Here is a 17210-nt window from a genome sequence, read left to right as displayed (position 1 = left end):
CGGCCGAGGGCGGGTACACGTCGCCAGCCGGACGCCTCCCGCACACGCCCGGCGAGGCCTGGTGATCCGGAGCTCGTGCCGGTCACCGTACGCTGTCCCGCGTGAGCGAGCCCCGCGAGGAAACCCAAGGTCGAGGCGCGACCCCGGTGAGCGCGGCCGACCCGGCCGCAGGCGAGGTCAAAGCGGCGAAGCACGCCAGGAGCGCCCCTGCGGGCGACGGGCGGAAGAGCTTCACCAGGAGGGGCTGGACCGTCGTGCTCAGCGCCCTCCTCGTCGTCGTCTTCGGGCTCGTCGGAGCCCTCGTGCGTGTCCCGTACGTCGCGATCGGCCCCGGGCCCACCTACGACACGCTCGGTAACGTCAACGGCGCTCCCGTCATCCAGATCAGTGGCCAGCAGACGTACCCCACGGACGGCGAGCTGCGCATGACGACGGTCTCGCTCAACGACCAGATCACGCTGTTCGGTGCGCTCGGGCTGTGGGCCAGCGGCCGGTACGCGCTCGCGCCCCGCGAGGAGTACTTCAAGCCGGGGGAGAGCGACGAGCAGGTCCAGCAGGAGAACGTCAAGGAGTTCCAGGACTCGCAGAGCAACGCCGAGGTCGCCGCGCTGCGCCACCTCGGCTACCCGATCAAGGTGCTCGCCCAGGACATCGTCGCGGGCAGTCCCGCCGACAAGGTCCTGACCGCCGGTGACCGGCTGCTCAGCGTCAACGGCAAGCAGGTCACCCAGGAGGACGACGTCCGCGGCGCGCTCGCGAACACCGCTCCGGGGCAGACGGTGCCGATCACCTTCCAGCACGGCACCGACGCGCCCCGGAACACCACGATCACGCTCGCCGCGAACCCCGACCCGAAGGTGACCCAGGGCTTCCTGGGGCTGCTGCCGATCGACCGGGCGGACGTGCCCTTCGACGTGAAGGTTTCGCTGCAGGACGTGGGCGGCCCCTCGGCCGGGCTGATGTTCGCCCTCGCGATCGTCGACCGGCTCACGCCGGGGGACCTCGCGAACGGGCAGCACATCGCCGGTACCGGGGAGATCGACGAGAAGGGCAACGTCGGCCCGATCGGCGGGATCTCGTTCAAGGTCGTCGGCGCGCGCGAGGCCGGGGCGACCGTGTTCCTGACGCCCGAGCAGAACTGCGCGGAGGCGGCGGCAGCGGTGCCCGACGGGCTCAAGCTCGTGAAGGTGACCAACCTCGACTCGGCGCTCACCGCGCTGGAGGACATCAAGGCCGGGCGCCCGACGCCTTCCTGCTGACGGCGCCGACGACGTCAGCAGACCGAGGTGCGGCGTCTGCGAGCGGAAACCGGGCTCGCAGGCGGAAACCGCATGCGGACGCGAACCGGCCCGCGGACGCCGGGCGCAAGCCGCCGCCGTGTGCGGGGCGGAGCCGCCGCTACGGGACCAGCGTTGCGCGCAAGGCTTCCAGCAGGTTCGGCGCCAGGTCGGGGTGCTCGATGACCTCGTCGACCGCCTCGCCCTCCGCGTCCGGCGCTGGGGAGTAGCCGCGCAGGCGCATCACGCACGCACCCGGGCCGTCGCGGACCACGGCTGCCACCAGGCGTGCCTCGGTGCGGTCGGGGTGGTCCGCGGCGGCCTGGCGCAGGCGCGCGACGTCCGAATCCTCCGGCAGCTCGGCCTCGGCGCTCGGCGGCAGCACGATGATCTCCTGCGCCACGGCGCACCCGACGACGACCTCGGGCCACGCGATGCGCCCCAGTGCCTCCGCCAGATCCCCTTCGGGCAGTTCCTCCTGCGCGACCGGCGTCAACGGGCTCGCCGCCGCGTCCAGCTGGCCCGCCAGGTCCGGCTCCTGCCGCAGCAGCTCCTCGGTGCGCACCAGCGCGAACAGCTGCGTCGGCTGGTCCCAGCCCGCCGCGGCCACGAACTCCTCGACCTCACGGGCCACGGCCGCCACGCCCGACTGCTTCTCCGGTGTCGCCATTCCGCCATCGTGTCAGGCGCGGGGTGTCCGATTTGGGGCGGGTGGGGAACCGCGGGACCCGTCCGTAGAGTTAGGTGACCAGGGGCGGTGTCGCGAGAGCCGTCGTCCCCGGACCGACCTGCCGACAACAGGAGCGTGTGCAGTGGCCAACCGGCCCCCTGTGAGCTTGCCGAAGCTGTCCCGCCGCAGCCGGATCCTGCTCATCCTCGCCGCCGTCATCATCCTGGCGCTGCTCCTCGGGGCAAGACTCCTGGACACCTACGTCAACTGGCTGTGGTTCGGCGAGGTGGGCGCCCGCGAGGTGTTCACCACCCAGGTGCTGACCCGCATCGTGCTGTTCTTCGCGATCGGGCTGCTCGTCGGCGGCACCCTCGCGCTGACGCTGTGGGCCGCGTACCGCTCGCGCCCGGTGTTCGTGCCGGTCTCGGGCACCGACGACCCGCTCTCGCGCTACCGCTCGGCGGTCGTCGGCCGCATCCGGCTGTTCGGCATCGGCATCCCCGTCATCGCGGGCCTCATCGCCGGTGCCACGGGCGAGGGCGACTGGCAGCGCGTGCAGCTGTTCCTGCACGGCACCAGCTTCGGCCAGACCGACCCCGAGTTCGGCAACGACATCGGCTTCTACGCCTTCAGCCTGCCCTTCTACCAGTGGTTGCTCGGCTGGCTGTTCGTCGCGACCACGATCTCCTTCATCGCCGCGCTCATCGCGCACTACCTGTTCGGCGGCATCCGGCTCGCCGGGCGCGGCGGGCAGCTCGCGGGCCCCGCGCGCGTCCAGCTGGCCCTCACCGCGGGCATCTTCGTGCTGCTCAAGGCCGTCGAGTACTTCTTCGACCGGTACAACCTGCTGTTCTCCGACCGCAACCCGTTGTTCGACGGCGCCACCTACACCGACCTCAACGCGGTGCTGCCCGCCAAGCTGATCCTGCTGTGCATCTCGGCGATCTGCGCCATCGCGTTCTTCGCCGGCGCCTTCCTGCGCAACATCCAGCTGCCCGCGATCGCGCTCGTGCTGCTGATCCTGTCCGGTGTGCTGGTCGGCGCGGCGTGGCCCGCGATCCTCGAGCAGTTCTCCGTCAAGCCCAACGCCAACCAGAAGGAAGCGCTTTCCATCAGCCGCAACATGGCGGCCACGAAGGACGCGTTCGGGCTCAACAACGTCCAGTACATCGACTACACGGGCACCGGCCAGGCCACCGCGGCGCAGGTCAGCGCCGACACCACGACCGTGCCGAACATCCGCCTGCTCGACCCCAACGTGCTGGCCCCGACGTTCACCCAGCGCGTCGGCCGCGAGAACTTCTACGGCTTCCCCGCGAAGCTCGACATCGACCGGTACGACGTCAACGGCAAGACGCAGGACTACATCGTCGCCGCGCGCGAGATCAACACCGCGAACCTGACCGGGAACCAGACGAACTGGATCAACCGGCACATGGTCTACACCCACGGCAACGGGTTCGTCGCCGCGCCGGCCAACACGATCGACCGCGCCGTGTCCGGGGCCAACAGCGACGGCGGTTACCCGATCGCGGCCACCAGTGACACGCAGAACCCGACCGGCGCCGGGATCGACCCGTCGAACCCCACCGCGCCGGGGATCCAGGTGCAGCAGCCGCGCATCTACTACGGCGAGCTGACCAACGACTACGCCATCGTCGGTGGCCAGGAGGGCAAGGCACCCGGCGAGTACGACAGCGCCTCCAACAACGACTACCGCTACGACGGCACCGGCGGCGTCCCGATCGACAACTGGTTCAACCGCCTCGCCTTCGCCGCCAAGTACGGCGAGCGCAACATCCTCTTCTCCGACGCCATCAGCGACGGCTCGAAGATCATGTACAACCGGGAGCCGCGGGAACGCGTCGAGAAGATCGCCCCGTGGCTGACCGTCGACGGCGACCCGTACCCCGCCGTCGTGGGCGGCCGCATCGTGTGGATCCTCGACGGCTACACGACCTTGAACAACTACCCGTACGCGCAGCAGACCCAGCTCGGTGAGGCCACACAGGACACCCTGAACGGCGTCGCGCGGCTGGCCAACAACAACATCAACTACATCCGCAACTCGGTGAAGGCCACGGTGGACGCGTTCAGCGGCACCGTGACCCTGTACTCGGTGGACGACAAGGACCCGGTGCTCAAGGCCTGGGAAAGCGTGTTCCCCGGCATCGTCAAGTCCGGCTCCGAGATCTCGGCCGACCTGCGCGCGCACTTCCGCTACCCCGAGGACCTGTTCAAGGTGCAGCGGGAACTGCTGACGAAGTACCACGTGGGCGACCCGCAGGAGTTCTACACCACGAACACCTTCTGGAACGTGCCGCAGGACCCGACGCAGGAGGGCGGCACCAACCTCGACGCGGCAGGCCTTGCCAACCAGCCCGGCTACTACGTCCTCGCGGAAACCCCGGGGGAGAACACGCCGACGTTCCAGCTGACCAGCTCGCTCACGGCGCTGCAACGGCAGTACCTCGCGGCGTGGATGTCCGTGTCCTCCGATCCCAGCGACTACGGCCGGATCAGAGTGCTCCGGCTACCCACGACCGCGGCCGGCAACAGCCAGGTCGACGGTCCCGTGCAGGTGCAGAACAGGTTCCAGAGCGACTCCCGGTTCGTCCAGGAGCGGACCCTGTTCAGCAACCCCAACGTGACCCCGATCTTCGGCAACCTCATCACGCTGCCGCTCGAAGGCGGGTTCCTCTACGTGGAACCGGTCTACATCCAGCAACGCAACCAGAACAGCTACCCGCAGCTGGCCAGGGTGCTGGTGTCGTACGGGGCGAAGGTCGGCTTCGCCGCGACGCTCGGCGACGCGCTGAAACAGGTTTTCGGCGACGGGGCCAACCAGGCCGCCACGTCGCCGACCCAGCCGAACCAGCCGACTACCACCCCGTCGACACCGAGCAGCAACCCGTCGTCGACGGCGCCGCCACCGGCGGGCGGCGGCGGCAACACGGCACTCGACAAGGCGGTCGCCGACATCCAGGCCGCGCTCACCCAGCTCCGCACGGCCCAGCAGAACGGCGACTTCACCGCGCAGGGCCAGGCGCTCGCCGCGCTCGACGCCGCCACCAAGGAGTACGAGGCCGCGCAGAGCAGCAGCGCCCCCACCAGCAGTTCCGCGCCCGCGCAACCCGGCGGGTGAGGCCGGAGGCACCCCGGGCACACCTAGCCGGAACCAGGGCGTAAACTAGGTGCCACGACGCGGGGTGGAGCAGCTCGGTAGCTCGCTGGGCTCATAACCCAGAGGTCGCAGGTTCAAATCCTGTCCCCGCTACGGAGCTTGGGAGCCCTGTGTCCGCGGAAAGCGCGGATGTAGGGCTCCTTCGCATTTGTCCTGGGGGTCGGACCCCCAGACCCCCGGCAGGAGGGCTCCGCCCCCTGCACCCCCTTGGGGGCTTCGCCCCCTTGCCCCCCATCGCGGTGCCGGTCGTGTGGGCGGGTGCCGGTGGGTGGGTGGTGGGTGGGGGCGGGTCTGGTGTGGACGGTGGGTGGGGGTGGTGGGTGTGGGGGTGGGGTGGGTGTGTATAGTGGTTTTTACAGCGCGGGGTGGAGCAGCTCGGTAGCTCGCTGGGCTCATAACCCAGAGGTCGCAGGTTCAAATCCTGTCCCCGCTACTGCACGGAGACCCGGTCCGGATGGGCCGGGTCTCCTTTTTCGTGCGGGTGGGGGAGCGCTGGTTGGGCCGGATGGCGGATTTCAGTGGCCATTGTGGACGGAGCGCGAGGCCACTGTGGACAGATCCGGCGAAAAGTGGGACTGTGGTGTCGTGTCTGAACTGAATGCGACAGCAGCGGCATTGCTTGGTCTGCTCCAGGACGGTCCGGCGACCGGTGGACAGCTGGTCGCGAGCGCGGAGGAGCGTTTCGGCGCCTTCTTCAGCGTGACGCGCAGTCAGGTGTACCGGGAACTGCCCGCGCTCGCCAAGGAAGGGCTCGTCCGGCTCGGCAAGCAGGGTCCCCGCTCCAGCCAGCAGTACGCCATCACCGCGGCGGGCAAGAAGGCCTTCAAGGCCTGGCTCAGCTCGGAGGCCGCCCCCGACCACCTGCGCAGCCCGCTCATCCTGCGGCTCGTGCACGCCGGTTCGCTGACCGCCAAGCAGCGCACCGCGCTCATCGAGAAGGCCAGGGCGACCTACAGCCAGGAACTCGACGAGGCCAAGGCCGCCGTCAAGGCCGCCGACGACCCCTACGTCAAGGCGGTCGCCGAGTTCGGCCAGGCGCACGCCAGGGCCGCGCTCAAGCTGGTCGACGCCATCCCGCAGGCCTGAGGCTACGGCCGCCACGGCCGGTTCGGCGTAACCGGCCGTGGCGCTTGCCGTAACCTTGAGGGTTGTGAGTGGTGACTTCGAAACCGACCTGAAAGACCTCGCCGGCAAGCTGGGGCAGGTCGAGGCCGTCATGGACCTGGACGCCCTGCGTGCCCAGGTCGCCGACCTGGAGCAGCAGGCCTCCGCGCCCGACCTCTGGGACGACCCCGAGGCGGCCCAGAAGGTCACCAGCCAGCTCTCCCACCGCCAGGCCGAGCTGCGCCGCGTCACCGACCTGCGCCAGCGCCTCGACGACCTGAGCGTCCTGTGGGAGCTCGCCGAGGCCGAGGGCGACGCCGCGAGCCGCACCGAGGCCGAGTCCGAGCTGGGACAGCTCGCGAAGGACGTCGACGCGCTCGAAGTCCGCACGCTCCTGTCCGGTGAGTACGACGACCGCAACGCCGTCGTCACCATCCGCTCCGAGGCGGGCGGCGTCGACGCGGCCGACTGGGCCGAGATGCTCATGCGCATGTACCTGCGCTGGGCCGAGCGGCACGGCTACCCGACCGAGGTCTACGACATCTCCTACGCCGAAGAGGCGGGCATCAAGTCGGCCACGTTCAAGGTCAGCGCGCCCTACGTCTACGGCACCCTGTCCGTCGAGCAGGGCACCCACCGGCTCGTGCGCATCTCGCCGTTCGACAACCAGAGCCGCAGGCAGACCTCCTTCGCGCACGTCGAGGTCCTGCCGGAAGTGGAAGAGGTCGACCACGTCGACATCCCGGAGAAGGACATCCGGGTCGACGTGTTCCGTTCCTCCGGCCCCGGTGGGCAGAGCGTCAACACCACCGACTCGGCCGTGCGCATCACGCACCTGCCGACCGGCATCGTCGTCTCCTGCCAGAACGAGAAGTCGCAGCTGCAGAACAAGGCGGCCGCCCTCAAGGTGCTGCAGGCCAAGCTGCTGCAGCGCAAGAAGGAAGAGGAGCGGGCCGAGCTCGACGCGCTCAAGGACAGCGGGTCCAGCTGGGGCAACCAGATGCGCTCCTACGTCCTGCACCCGTACCAGATGGTCAAGGACCTGCGCACCGAGTACGAGGTCGGCAACCCGAGCGCGGTGCTCGACGGCGACATCGACGGCTTCCTCGAGGCCGGCATCCGCTGGCGCAAGCAAGCGGCGGTGGCGTAAGCGGCGCGAGGACGTCACTGCGCGTGATTTCCTCTGCTCCGAACCGGGGACAGATGCCTACCCGGGCTTAACGGTGCCTCCCAGTAGGATGGCCCACCGTGATCCGGCTCGACAGTGTCTCCAAGGTTTACAAGACGTCGACACGTCCCGCACTCGAGAACGTGTCCGTCGACGTGGACAAAGGCGAGTTCGTCTTCCTGATCGGGCCCTCCGGGTCCGGTAAGTCGACGTTCCTGCGGCTCCTGCTGCGGGAGGAGGTGCCCACCAAGGGCCGGGTCTTCGTGTCGAACTTCGACGTCGCCAAGATGGCCCGCCGCAGGATCCCCCGGCTGCGGCAGACCATCGGCTGCGTCTTCCAGGACTTCCGGCTGCTGGGCAACAAGACCGTCGCGGGCAACGTCGCGTTCGCGCTCGAGGTCATCGGCAAGCCGAAGCACACCATCCGCAAGGTGGTGCCCGAGGTGCTGGAGCTGGTCGGTCTCGACGGCAAGGCCGACCGGATGCCCAACGAGCTCTCCGGTGGTGAGCAGCAGCGCGTCGCGATCGCGCGGGCCTTCGTGAACCGGCCGCTCGTGCTGCTCGCCGACGAGCCGACCGGGAACCTCGACCCCGACACCAGCCAGGACATCATGCTGCTGCTCGAGCGCATCAACCGCACCGGGACCACCGTCCTCATGGCGACGCACGACCACTCCATCGTGGACTCGATGCGCCGGAGGGTGGTCGAGCTGCAGTACGGCCGGGTGATCCGCGACGACGCCCGCGGCGTGTACGGCGTCGGCAGGTAGTTCCCCCGCTACCGTCCCAGCCCGCCCGTCGCCCGACCACCACCCCCGATCGAGGCGCTTCGCGCCGCAGCCGACCCCGACCCAAGGACCCAATCCCCGATGCGCGCAAGTTTCGTCTTCAGCGAGGTCTTCACCGGTCTGCGCCGGAACATCACGATGACCATCGCGATGATCATCACCACCGCGGTCTCGCTCGGCATGCTCGGCGGCGGTCTGCTGGTCGTGCGCACGATCGACAAGATGCAGGTCGACTACATGGCCGACGTCGAGGTGTCGATCTACCTGACGCAGGACGTCAGCGCGAACGACAAGGACTGCTCGGCCGACCCGTGCCGGAGCCTGCGGCAGGACGTCCAGAACAACCCGGCCGTCGAGTCGGTGGTGTTCGAGAACCGCGACCAGGCCTACGAGCGGTTCAAGAGGATCTTCCAGGACAACCCGATCCTGGTGCAGTCCGCGCGGCCCGAGGCGCTGCCGGCGTCGCTGCAGATCAAGCTGCACGACCCGAGCCGCAGCGAGATCATCAGCCAGCAGTACGGCAAGCAGCCCGGCGTCGACCGCATCGAGGACCAGAAGCAGTTCCTGGACCGCTTCTTCGGCCTGCTCGGCGCCGTCCGGGACGTGACGTTCGTCGTCGCGCTCGTCCAGGCGCTCGCCGCGCTCCTGCTGATCTCCAACACCGTGCAGATCTCGGCGTTCACGCGCCGCACGGAGGTCGGCATCATGCGCCTGGTCGGCGCCACGCGGTGGTACACGCAGCTGCCGTTCCTGCTCGAGGCGGTGATGACCGGCATCGTCGGCTGGGTGCTGTCCGTCGGCGGGCTGATCGGGCTGAAGTACGCGTTCCTCGACCGGATCCTGGGCGTGACCTCGGGCATCATCCCGAAGATCGAGGTGCTGGACATCATCGTCACGGCGCCGTGGCTGCTGCTCGCGTCGATCATCATCTCGGCCACGACGGGTTATGTGACGCTGCGGCTCTACGTTCGCCATTAGACTGGTCGTTATGCCCAAAGAACGTGGCCAGAAGGTGATCGCGTCGAACCGCAGGGCGCGGCACGACTACGAGGTGCTGGACACCTACGAGGCCGGGATCGCGCTGATGGGCACCGAGGTGAAGAGCCTGCGCGCGGGCCGCGCGTCGCTCGTGGACTCGTTCGCCACCGTGGACGACGGCGAGGTCTGGCTGCGCAACCTGCACATCCCGGAGTACGAGCACGGCACGTGGACCAACCACGAGGCGCGCCGGCACCGGAAGCTGCTGCTGCACCGCGGCGAGATCGAGAAGCTGATCGGCAAGACGAAGGAGAGCGGGCTGAGCCTGGTCCCGCTGTCGCTGTACTTCAAGGACGGCAAGGTCAAGGTCGAACTCGCGCTCGCGAAGGGCAAGAAGTCCTACGACAAGCGGCAGGCGCTCGCGAAGCGGGACGCCCAGCGTGAGATGACGCGCGCGATGGGACGGGCGCTGAAGGGGCGCCGTTGACGGCACCGGGGCCCGAGCGCGACGAGGACATCGCGGGGTGGGTGCGCTCGCTCGGGCTCGACGGGCTGGTCGACCTGCACCTGCACTTCCTGCCCGAGCGGATGCTGACCAAGGTCTGGGCCTATTTCGACCGCGTCGAGGAGCGGGTGGGCGCGGCGTGGCCCATCTGGTACCGGCAGCCCGAGGACGACCGGATCGCGTTGCTCGAATCGTTCGGTGTGGTCCGGTACGCGCCGCTGGCGTACCCGCACAAGCCCGGGATGGCCGAGTGGCTGAACGGGTGGCTCGCCGAGTTCGCCGAACGCGTGCCCGCCGCGGTGCGGACCGCGACGTTCTTCCCCGAACCGTCGGCGGCGTCCTATGTGGACGACGCTCTGCGGGCGGGGGTCCGCTGCTTCAAGGCACACGTCCAGGTCGGTGCGTACGACCCGCGTGACGAGCTGCTGGACCCGGTGTGGGGTGCGATCTCCGACGCCGGGGTGCCCGTCGTCGTGCACGCCGGGCACGGGCCCGAGCGCGGGCCGTACACCGGGCTCGACGTGTTCGGCGAGGTCCTGGCGCGGCACCCGCGGCTCGTCGCCGTGCTCGCACACGCCGGGATGCCCGACTACGAAGCCGCGTTCGACCTCGTGGAGCGGTACCCGCGTGTGCACATCGACACGACGATGGTCGGCGTGCCGTTCAGCGAGAAACTCATGCCCCTGCCCGGGAACTGGCTCGACCGCCTCGCCGGGATCGCCGACCGCGTGGCGCTGGGCACCGACTTCCCGAACATCCCCTACTCCTACGCCACGCAGCTGAGGGCGATCGCCGGCTGGGCGGCCGACGATCGCCTCGGAACGGACTTCCTGCGGGCCGTCCTGCACGACACCCCGGCCCGGTTGCTCAGCCTCTGACCAGCACCGGCGTGCGGCGGGTCGCCACCGCGGTCGCCGCGAGCACGAGCGCCACCCAGGGCAGTGCACTGGCCAGCACCCCGCCGCCGAGCGGGGTGGTGAACCCGCGTGCGGCGAGGCCGAGCAGTCCCGCCGAACCGAGCAGGGCGGCTCCGACGAGCTGGGGCGCCGGCGCGGGCGGGCCCGCCGGGAGGCGCCGGGTCTCGAAGCGGGCGAACACGCGCAGCAGCACCAGGAGCACGGCAGCGGCCGCGGCGAACCACACCGGGGCGGCGGCGAGCCAGCGCAGGCTGCCCGGTTCCGGGGTCGCGTAGCCGAAGCCGAGGACGCTGATCCCCGCCACGACCACCAGTGCGGGCATGTGCCACAGGTAGACGCTCATGAACCGGCGGTTGATCCACCCCAGCGCCGCGGCGGCCGACGGGCGTGCGGCGAACGCCCGCAGCTGCGGGCGGAACGCGAGGGCGAGCCCGAGCTGTCCGACGGTGACGCTCAGCAGGACCGCGGACGGCGGGCTCATGTTCGACACCGGCGCGCCCGGCATGCCGATCATGCTCATCGGGTACGGACCGAACGCGACCGCCAGCGCGGTGACGCCGAACCCGGCGGCGGCCAGTGCGAGCGCGGGCTTCCGCTCCAGCCGGCCCAGCTTGCCGTCCACGTAGGCGAACCCGAGCTGGTGCACGGCCAGCCACACGAACACGGCGTTGGCGTAGCCGACGATGCCGAAGCCTTCGAAGCGCACGACGTCCACGAGCACGGCCGCGACCCCGAGCGCGGCGGGCACCGCCAGCCCCCACCGGCGGTGGGCGGCGGCCATCAGCGGCGTCGCGACCACGGTCAGCAGGTACACCGCGAGGAACCACAGCAGCTGCCCGGCGATCGCGCCGGCCACCTCGACCGGTTGCTCCGGCGCCCCGAGATCACGCAGCAGCGCCGGTGCGGCCAGCCACACGGCGGCGAGCGGCAGCACCGGCAGCAGCAGGCGGCCGAGTCGCGCACCCAGCCAGTCGCGGGACGAGGCGGCGCGCGCCAGTGACAGGTGGTTGGCCGCCCCGCCGGCGAAGAAAACAAGTGGCATCACGTTTGACAACCAGGTCAAGATCGCCCAGCCGGGAGTGGCGAGCGCGTTCCCCGTCGCGAGGCGCCCGTCGTGGTAGCTCAGCACGGGCATGAGCCAGTGCTGGGAGATCACCGCGAGGATCGCGCCGGCGCGGAGGACGTCGAGGAAGGTGTCCCGCTGGGATGTCTGCATGTCCAGCAGCCTGCTGGAAAGCGGGCGCGGGAACAGCCAGGTCAGCCGCCGTTTCCCGGTCGGGCGAGGGCCAGGGGCAGAGGTGGGGAAAGCCCTACCTCAGGTCTCGTCGACCTCGGTGGCCAGCCCGCACAGCCGGTACTCCCAGCCGGTCTCCGGCGTGTAGCCGAGCCGGTAGTGGGTTTCGATCTTCGGCCCGTCGTGCAGGTGGACGTGCCTCATCAGCGTGCCCGAGACGGGTTCGGTGTCGCCGAGCGGTTGCACCCGGCCGTCCAGGGGCCCGCCGAAGAAGCGGACGCTCACCTCGGTCATCGTGCCCCTTTCCGGTTGATCGAGCACAGCGACGTCCGCCCATGGTAGGGGAGCGAGCGGGGGTTTGCCGCCGTCGGATCGGGTGAGTTCCTCAGGCGCGGCCCAGGTAGGTCAAGACCGCGCGTACCCGCCGGTGTTCCTCCGCGCTGGCTTCGAGGCCGAGCTTGGCGAAGATGTTGCCGATGTGCTTTTCGACCGCGCCCTGCGACACGACGAGCGTGCTGCCGATCGCGGTGTTCGACAGGCCCTGCGCCATCAGGCCCAGCACCTCGGACTCGCGCGGGGTCAGCGCGTCGAGCGGGTTGCGGCGGCCGCGGGCCATCAGCTGGGCGATGACCTCCGGGTCGATCGCCGTGCCGCCCCTGGCTACCCGGCGGACCGCGTCCAGGAACTCGGCGACGTCCGCGACCCGCTCCTTGAGCAGGTATCCCACACCGCCCGCGCCGCCGGACAGCAGTTCGACCGCGTAGCTCTCCTCGACGTACTGCGACAGCACCAGCACCGGCAGCCCCGGCAGGGCCTCGCGGGCCGCCAGCGCCGCGCGCAGGCCCTCGTCGGTGAACGTCGGCGGCATCCGCACGTCCACGATCGCCAGGTCCGGCTTGTGCTCGGTCGCGGCGCGGACCAGGTCGTCCCCGTTGTCCACCGCCGCGACCGTCTCGATGTCCTCGTCCGCGAGCAGCCGCTGTACCCCCGCACGCAGGAGGACGGCGTCCTCGGCGAGCACCACCCGCATGTGCAGCCCCCAAGAGGTCCGGAAATCTCTCCGGGGCTATTCACTCATGCTGCGCTCACCAGGCACAGGGCAGGTCGGCCCTGATCACCGTCGGACCACCTTCGGGGCTGACCACGGTCACCACGCCGTCGATCGTCGCGGCCCGGTCGGCGAGCCCGGCGAGGCCGCCACCCGGCCGGATTTCGGCGCCGCCGTGCCCGTTGTCGGTGATCTCGACGACGACCTTCTCGTCGGTGCGCCACACTTTGACGCTCGCTTCCGTAGCGCCCGAGTGCTTCGCGATGTTGGTGAGCGTCTCGCCCACGATGAAGTACGCGGTGGTCTCGACCGCGGCCGGCGGGCGCGGGTCGACGTCCACCTCCACGTCGACGGGGATCGGCGATTTCGCCGCCTGCGCCGACAACGCCGCGTCGAGGCCGCGGTCGCCCAGCACCGCCGGGTAGATGCCGCGGGCCAGGTCTCGCAGCTCCGCCACCGCGAGCTTCGCGTCGGTGTGGGCCTCGGCGATCAGCTCACGCACGGCTTCGGGGTCCTTGTCGAACTTGTTCTTCGCGCGCCCGAGGCTCATCGCGACCGACACGAGCCGTTGCTGCGCCCCGTCGTGCAGGTCGCGCTCGATCCGGCGCCGCTCCGCCTCCGCCGCGTCCACGCCACGCGCCCGGGACGCCTGCAGGCGCTGGGCCTTCGCTTCGAGCCGCTTCGCGCGGTTCGGGCCGAGCAGCGCGAGCGCGAGCGAACCGTGGGCCCAGCCGATCCACGGCGCCACCCAGATCGCCATCGGCAGCAGGATGATCGACGCGAGCCCGACGGCGAACTCGACGGCGCTCAACGGGAGCGCCGCCAGGACGTACCCGAGGTCCCGCCACGTGGTCGGGTCCACCAGGCGGTACCGCCAGCGCCGGAGCACGCCGCCCTCGGCCGGGGCGCGCTCCACCGGCGGCAGCGGCGAGTCCAGCATCCGGCGGACGTAGCGGCGTTCCAGGTCGCCGAACCCGCGCACCATGCTCGTGGTGAACATCAGCAGCGGGATGCCCACCCAGATCACCACGGTCGCGAGGCCGACGCCCAGCAGCACCACGGTCAGCACGAACTGCACGAGGTGCAGCGGGAAACCGGTGATGAAGTAGGCGATCGTGCGGACGGCCTTGGGGCGGGGCTGCTCCAACGGCGCCCGTTCGTCGGACATGGCGGTCATCATGCCACCGCGCCGATGGGCTCTTCGGCGATGCGGCGGGCGCGCGGTCCCGGCCCGAGCAGCACCCGCACCAGCCTCGCGTGCGCCACCCCCAGCGCCCGGGTCATCGCGATCGCGAGCGCCAGCACCGCGAGCCCCAGTGCGGCCCACGGCAGCGCGTCGACGGTCGAGTCGATGACCACGTGGTGGGTGCCGTCGAACGTGATGAACGCGGCGTTCGGCAGGTAGCGGAAGTAGATGGGAAGCGCCGTCAGGCCCAGCCCGGCCGCCCACGTCACCACCAGCGGGACGAACTCGGCCAGCCCGAGCGGCAACAGCAGCACGAAGTAGCCCATGTCCCGCCACGTGGCGCCGTCGAGCACGCGCGTCCGCCACCGCAGCCGCCAGCCGGTGCCGGGCAGCGGCCGGTACGGCGACACGACGTAGGTGCCGAGCAGGGCGTGCGCCCGCGCCCGCTCGAACTGGGCGGCCGCGCGGGAGCCCAGCACCAGCAACGCCAGCACCGGCACCCCGATCCAGACGACCGCCGTCGTCAGGCCCACCGCGGCGAGGGTGGTCACGCCGACGAAGCCGGCGATGCCCAGTGGCAGGTTGAGCAGCAGGTAGAGCAGGGAGCCGGCGATGGACGGGTACGGCCTGCTCCCGTCCTCGACCGAGGATGCCGACGTCATGGTGTTCCCTCCGACTGGTGACACCGACCAGCATGCGGCGGCGCCGGGGGCGGTCACCAGGGGGAAGCCGGGCATCCTGCGGGTAGGGGAAGCCCTACCCCAGGGGAACAAACCGGGTTGCCGGGGGCGTTAGACTGAGTGGGTTGTGAACCACCAGCTAGGGGGTGAACGGTTTCGACTCTGGACGTTGAGTCAGGGGAAGCGTGCCGGTGCAGGCGAGAGACCACCGTTAAGCGTCGCCGTAACCAAATAAGCGCCAAGACGAATAGTCAGCGCGACTACGCCCTCGCCGCCTGAGCGAGTGCGTGTCTGTCGGCCCGGGAGTGCCTCCGTCCCGGTTCGCCGGCATCAGCTAGGAGGCTCACCTTCCGGGTTCGGCCGCGGGGCCCGGAAGGGAAGCAAACAGCGGCTGGGCCCGTCACACCGGCTTGTTCGCGTGACCGGTGGGGCCGAGTAGAGGCATAGCGGACTGCGCACGGAGAAGCCTTGGTGAGGCGCCAGAGGACCCGGGTTCAATTCCCGGCACCTCCACAAGTGGACGGCGAGTGCTCGCGCAGAGCGCTCGCCGTTCTTGTTTCGGCGTGTTTTCTGGGGGCGTTGGGTGGGGGTGCGGTTGGTCAGGGCGCAGAGGTTTGAACCAGCTCGGTCAAGCGAGGACGGGTGCCCGGTGCCGGTCAGCGTTCGGTAACACCCGCCGGCTCAGCTGGGGGCCAGGCCTGCCGTCAGGATCTGCAGGTACTGCCGCGCGTGCTTGGGGGTGTGCGGGGACGCCTGGAGGGCGTGGGCGACGCCGCAGAGCAGGCTGCGGATGTCCGCCGGACGCACGTCCTTCCGGATGCGGTTCTCCCGTTTTCCCGCGCGCAGCAGTGCCGACAGCGCTTTGTCGAAACGGTTCTTGAGTTTTTCCACCGCCGGGTCTTCGAGCTCCGCCGATTCCAGAACCGCCGCCAGGCACGAATCCCTCAGTATTCGGTTGAGCGCATAGCGTAACAATTCGTGCAGTGCGGCCTCGGAATCGGCGTCGGTGGCCGCGGTTTCGGCTCGTTCAGCCAGTTCGGACAGCGGCTCCGCCGCTAGGGCCTCCAGTAGTGCCTGCCGCGTCGGGAAATGGCGGTACACCGTGCCGACACCTACGCCGGCCAGTCGCGCGATCGTGTTCAGCTGGAGCGAGTCGTCCCCGGACGCCACCTGGGCACGCGCTATCCCGAGCACGTGTTCGCGGTTGCGTGCGGCGTCGGCGCGCCGTGGCATTTCGCCCCTGAGTGTCACGGCGGGCATCCTACGATATCCGGATCCGCTAACCGCTCGGATGTGCAATCCGAATGCACAATGTCCGGCGAGCGGTTTTCCGTCGTGTTGCCTTCGTGTGACGGAGCGGAGCGAAACTGGACGCCCCCGCCCCGCGCCTGCGATGCTTGCTCCGAACGTGGCGAATTCGCCACGGTCTGTGCTGAGCCGGAAGTAGGTGCCAGATGGCCCGGGTAAGCCGTGCGAGCAACGCCGAAGACGCCCTCGAACGGGGCTGGCTCGCGGGTGTACGCGCCGAGGAGAAGGTCCTCCGTGACGAGCAGGAGAGCCGCGCCGCCCGCACCGTCGCGGGACATTCGAACGACGCCGCGGAGTGCGCCGAGCTGCTCGAGATGCTCGGCCTGCACGCCGAGCAGGGCAAGCAACTGATCTGACGTCAGGGGCGACCGCCGATGCGGCTGGTCAGCTCCCCGGCCGCGAGGCGCACCTCGTCCGCGACCTCCGGCCAATCCCGCCCGCACACCACCGCCTCGTCAGGGCAGTGGTGCCGCAGCGTCACGCTGATCGCCGCCATCGGGCGGCCCCCGTGGTCGAACACCGGATACGCCACCGACGCGAACCCGGGCGTCACGAACCCGTCCTCCACCGCCCAGCCCCGCCGCCGCTCCACCGCGAGCGACCGGCGCAGCTCGGCGAGGTTCCGCGGGCCCCGATCCGTGCGGAGCACGAACGCGTCCGCCCGCGGGAACAGCGCTCGGACGTGCGCGGCCGGGAGGTGCGCGAGCATGGCCCGGCCGGACGCGGGCAGGTGCGCGGGGATGCGCACGCCGACGTCCGTCACCAGCGTCTCCGGGCGCGCGGGCCGCTCCTTCAGCAGGTAGACCAGCTCGTTGCCGTGCAGCACGCCCAGCTGCGCGGTGTGCCCCACGCGGTCGACGAGCTTGCGCAACACCGGCCCCGCCAGCCGCTCCAGCGGATCGTGCCGCAGGTAGGCCGAACCCAGCTCGAACGCCGCGATCCCCAGGCCGTAGCGGCGCTCGGCAGGCAGGTGCACGACGAAACCGGCGGCTTCCAGCTCGGCCAGCAGGTGGTAGGTCGTCGACCGGGGCAGGCCCAGCTCCCGCGCGATCGTGGCCGCCGACGCCGGACCCGCCCGTCGCGCCAGCGCGCCGAGCACCGCCAGCCCGCGCCGGAGCGCGGGAACGTCGCTGCTGCTGCCCATCTGTCTGGGATACCAGACA

17 protein-coding genes, 2 tRNA genes and 1 other RNA gene are annotated in these 17210 nt (G+C 70.3%); 12 read left to right on the top strand and 8 right to left on the bottom strand.

All coding sequences use genetic code 11. From position 1 onward, the window contains the following. Positions 1 to 101 precede the first annotated feature (101 nt). A complete protein-coding gene (locus BMZ92_RS17795; protein WP_091508844.1) occupies positions 102 to 1259 on the top strand; it encodes a YlbL family protein in 1158 nt (385 codons plus the stop codon). Positions 1260 to 1398: 139 nt separating this feature from the next. Here BMZ92_RS17795 and BMZ92_RS17790 read toward each other — a convergent pair whose 3' ends face one another. Next, the gene (locus BMZ92_RS17790; protein ID WP_091508842.1) at positions 1399 to 1947 is read right to left on the bottom strand and encodes a PPA1309 family protein; all 549 of its coding nucleotides are present in this window, start codon (positions 1945 to 1947) and stop codon (positions 1399 to 1401) included. A gap of 160 nt (positions 1948 to 2107) precedes the next feature. Between BMZ92_RS17790 and BMZ92_RS17785 the strand changes: the two genes are divergently transcribed. From BMZ92_RS17785 to BMZ92_RS17745, 9 genes are all read left to right on the top strand, one after another. Then, positions 2108 to 5092 carry a UPF0182 family protein gene (locus BMZ92_RS17785; protein ID WP_177228748.1) on the top strand — a complete coding sequence of 995 codons (2985 nt, stop codon included), beginning with the start codon at positions 2108 to 2110 and terminating at the stop codon, positions 5090 to 5092. Positions 5093 to 5150: 58 nt separating this feature from the next. Next, positions 5151 to 5224 (top strand) — tRNA-Met (locus tag BMZ92_RS17780). A gap of 266 nt (positions 5225 to 5490) precedes the next feature. Continuing rightward, positions 5491 to 5564 (top strand) — tRNA-Met (locus BMZ92_RS17775). 152 nt (positions 5565 to 5716) lie between these two features. After that, positions 5717 to 6217, top strand: a complete 501-nt coding sequence (locus BMZ92_RS17770; RefSeq protein WP_177228747.1) for a PadR family transcriptional regulator — start codon at positions 5717 to 5719, stop codon at positions 6215 to 6217. 64 nt (positions 6218 to 6281) lie between these two features. Then, positions 6282 to 7385: a peptide chain release factor 2 gene (gene prfB, locus BMZ92_RS17765; protein ID WP_091508836.1), complete on the top strand. Its 1104-nt coding sequence runs from the start codon at positions 6282 to 6284 to the stop codon at positions 7383 to 7385. Positions 7386 to 7483: 98 nt separating this feature from the next. Continuing rightward, positions 7484 to 8173, top strand: coding sequence for a cell division ATP-binding protein FtsE (ftsE, locus tag BMZ92_RS17760; protein WP_091508834.1), 690 nt, complete (start codon positions 7484 to 7486; stop codon positions 8171 to 8173). Between the two features lie 99 nt (positions 8174 to 8272). Continuing rightward, the gene (ftsX, locus tag BMZ92_RS17755) at positions 8273 to 9169 is read left to right on the top strand and encodes a permease-like cell division protein FtsX (RefSeq protein WP_091508832.1); all 897 of its coding nucleotides are present in this window, start codon (positions 8273 to 8275) and stop codon (positions 9167 to 9169) included. 10 nt (positions 9170 to 9179) lie between these two features. Next, positions 9180 to 9656, top strand: coding sequence for an SsrA-binding protein SmpB (gene smpB, locus BMZ92_RS17750; RefSeq protein ID WP_091508831.1), 477 nt, complete (start codon positions 9180 to 9182; stop codon positions 9654 to 9656). Next, positions 9653 to 10552: an amidohydrolase family protein gene (locus tag BMZ92_RS17745; protein WP_091508828.1), complete on the top strand. Its 900-nt coding sequence runs from the start codon at positions 9653 to 9655 to the stop codon at positions 10550 to 10552. The genes smpB and BMZ92_RS17745 overlap by 4 nt, the downstream gene beginning before the upstream one ends. Here BMZ92_RS17745 and BMZ92_RS17740 read toward each other — a convergent pair. The 5 genes from BMZ92_RS17740 to BMZ92_RS17720 form a co-directional block, all read right to left on the bottom strand. Beyond that, positions 10542 to 11807: an acyltransferase family protein gene (locus BMZ92_RS17740; RefSeq protein WP_091508826.1), complete on the bottom strand. Its 1266-nt coding sequence runs from the start codon at positions 11805 to 11807 to the stop codon at positions 10542 to 10544. The two genes, BMZ92_RS17745 and BMZ92_RS17740, sit on opposite strands and share 11 nt — an antisense overlap. Positions 11808 to 11906: 99 nt before the next feature. Continuing rightward, a complete protein-coding gene (locus tag BMZ92_RS17735) occupies positions 11907 to 12119 on the bottom strand; it encodes a hypothetical protein (protein ID WP_091508823.1) in 213 nt (70 codons plus the stop codon). A 91-nt stretch (positions 12120 to 12210) separates the two neighbouring features. Further along, entirely contained in the window at positions 12211 to 12855 is a 645-nt protein-coding gene (locus tag BMZ92_RS17730) for a response regulator transcription factor (protein ID WP_091508821.1), read from the bottom strand. Between the two features lie 55 nt (positions 12856 to 12910). Beyond that, on the bottom strand, positions 12911 to 14050 hold the full coding sequence (locus BMZ92_RS17725; RefSeq protein WP_177228746.1) for a sensor histidine kinase: 1140 nt from the start codon (positions 14048 to 14050) through the stop codon (positions 12911 to 12913). Then, the gene (locus BMZ92_RS17720; RefSeq protein WP_091508819.1) at positions 14050 to 14721 is read right to left on the bottom strand and encodes a sensor domain-containing protein; all 672 of its coding nucleotides are present in this window, start codon (positions 14719 to 14721) and stop codon (positions 14050 to 14052) included. The genes BMZ92_RS17725 and BMZ92_RS17720 overlap by 1 nt, the downstream gene beginning before the upstream one ends. A 160-nt stretch (positions 14722 to 14881) precedes the next feature. Here BMZ92_RS17720 and ssrA point away from each other — a divergent pair. Then, positions 14882 to 15255, top strand: a transfer-messenger RNA (tmRNA) gene (gene ssrA, locus BMZ92_RS17715). Positions 15256 to 15420: 165 nt separating this feature from the next. On the opposite strand, the gene BMZ92_RS17710 is transcribed toward ssrA, so the two are convergent. Further along, complete coding sequence (locus BMZ92_RS17710) at positions 15421 to 15990, bottom strand: TetR/AcrR family transcriptional regulator (RefSeq protein WP_218153484.1); 570 nt, start codon at positions 15988 to 15990, stop codon at positions 15421 to 15423. A gap of 203 nt (positions 15991 to 16193) precedes the next feature. Here BMZ92_RS17710 and BMZ92_RS17705 point away from each other — a divergent pair, with 203 nt between their 5' ends. After that, positions 16194 to 16403, top strand: a complete 210-nt coding sequence (locus BMZ92_RS17705) for a hypothetical protein (protein ID WP_091508816.1) — start codon at positions 16194 to 16196, stop codon at positions 16401 to 16403. Between the two features lie 2 nt (positions 16404 to 16405). Here the strand turns inward: BMZ92_RS17705 and BMZ92_RS17700 are convergent, their stop codons facing one another. Beyond that, complete coding sequence (locus BMZ92_RS17700; protein WP_091508814.1) at positions 16406 to 17191, bottom strand: IclR family transcriptional regulator; 786 nt, start codon at positions 17189 to 17191, stop codon at positions 16406 to 16408. Between the last annotated feature and the right edge of the window lie 19 nt (positions 17192 to 17210).

The organism is Amycolatopsis sacchari (genome assembly GCF_900114035.1).
GTDB lineage: Bacteria > Actinomycetota > Actinomycetes > Mycobacteriales > Pseudonocardiaceae > Amycolatopsis_E > Amycolatopsis_E sacchari.
Note: the sequence above shows the minus strand (reverse complement) of the source record. Positions and strands in the feature narration are given on the sequence as shown.

Bases quoted from the DNA above. Each gene is read 5' to 3' on its own strand.
- BMZ92_RS17790 (WP_091508842.1), bottom strand. From the start codon at position 1,947: ATGGCGACACCGGAGAAGCAGTCGGGCGTGGCGGCCGTGGCCCGTGAG.
- ftsX (WP_091508832.1), top strand. From the start codon at position 8,273: ATGCGCGCAAGTTTCGTCTTCAGCGAGGTCTTCACCGGTCTGCGCCGG.
- smpB (WP_091508831.1), top strand. From the start codon at position 9,180: ATGCCCAAAGAACGTGGCCAGAAGGTGATCGCGTCGAACCGCAGGGCG.
- BMZ92_RS17740 (WP_091508826.1), bottom strand. From the start codon at position 11,807: ATGCAGACATCCCAGCGGGACACCTTCCTCGACGTCCTCCGCGCCGGC.
- BMZ92_RS17735 (WP_091508823.1), bottom strand. From the start codon at position 12,119: ATGACCGAGGTGAGCGTCCGCTTCTTCGGCGGGCCCCTGGACGGCCGG.
- BMZ92_RS17730 (WP_091508821.1), bottom strand. From the start codon at position 12,855: ATGCGGGTGGTGCTCGCCGAGGACGCCGTCCTCCTGCGTGCGGGGGTA.
- BMZ92_RS17725 (WP_177228746.1), bottom strand. From the start codon at position 14,050: ATGACCGCCATGTCCGACGAACGGGCGCCGTTGGAGCAGCCCCGCCCC.
- BMZ92_RS17720 (WP_091508819.1), bottom strand. From the start codon at position 14,721: ATGACGTCGGCATCCTCGGTCGAGGACGGGAGCAGGCCGTACCCGTCC.
- BMZ92_RS17705 (WP_091508816.1), top strand. From the start codon at position 16,194: ATGGCCCGGGTAAGCCGTGCGAGCAACGCCGAAGACGCCCTCGAACGG.
- BMZ92_RS17700 (WP_091508814.1), bottom strand. From the start codon at position 17,191: ATGGGCAGCAGCAGCGACGTTCCCGCGCTCCGGCGCGGGCTGGCGGTG.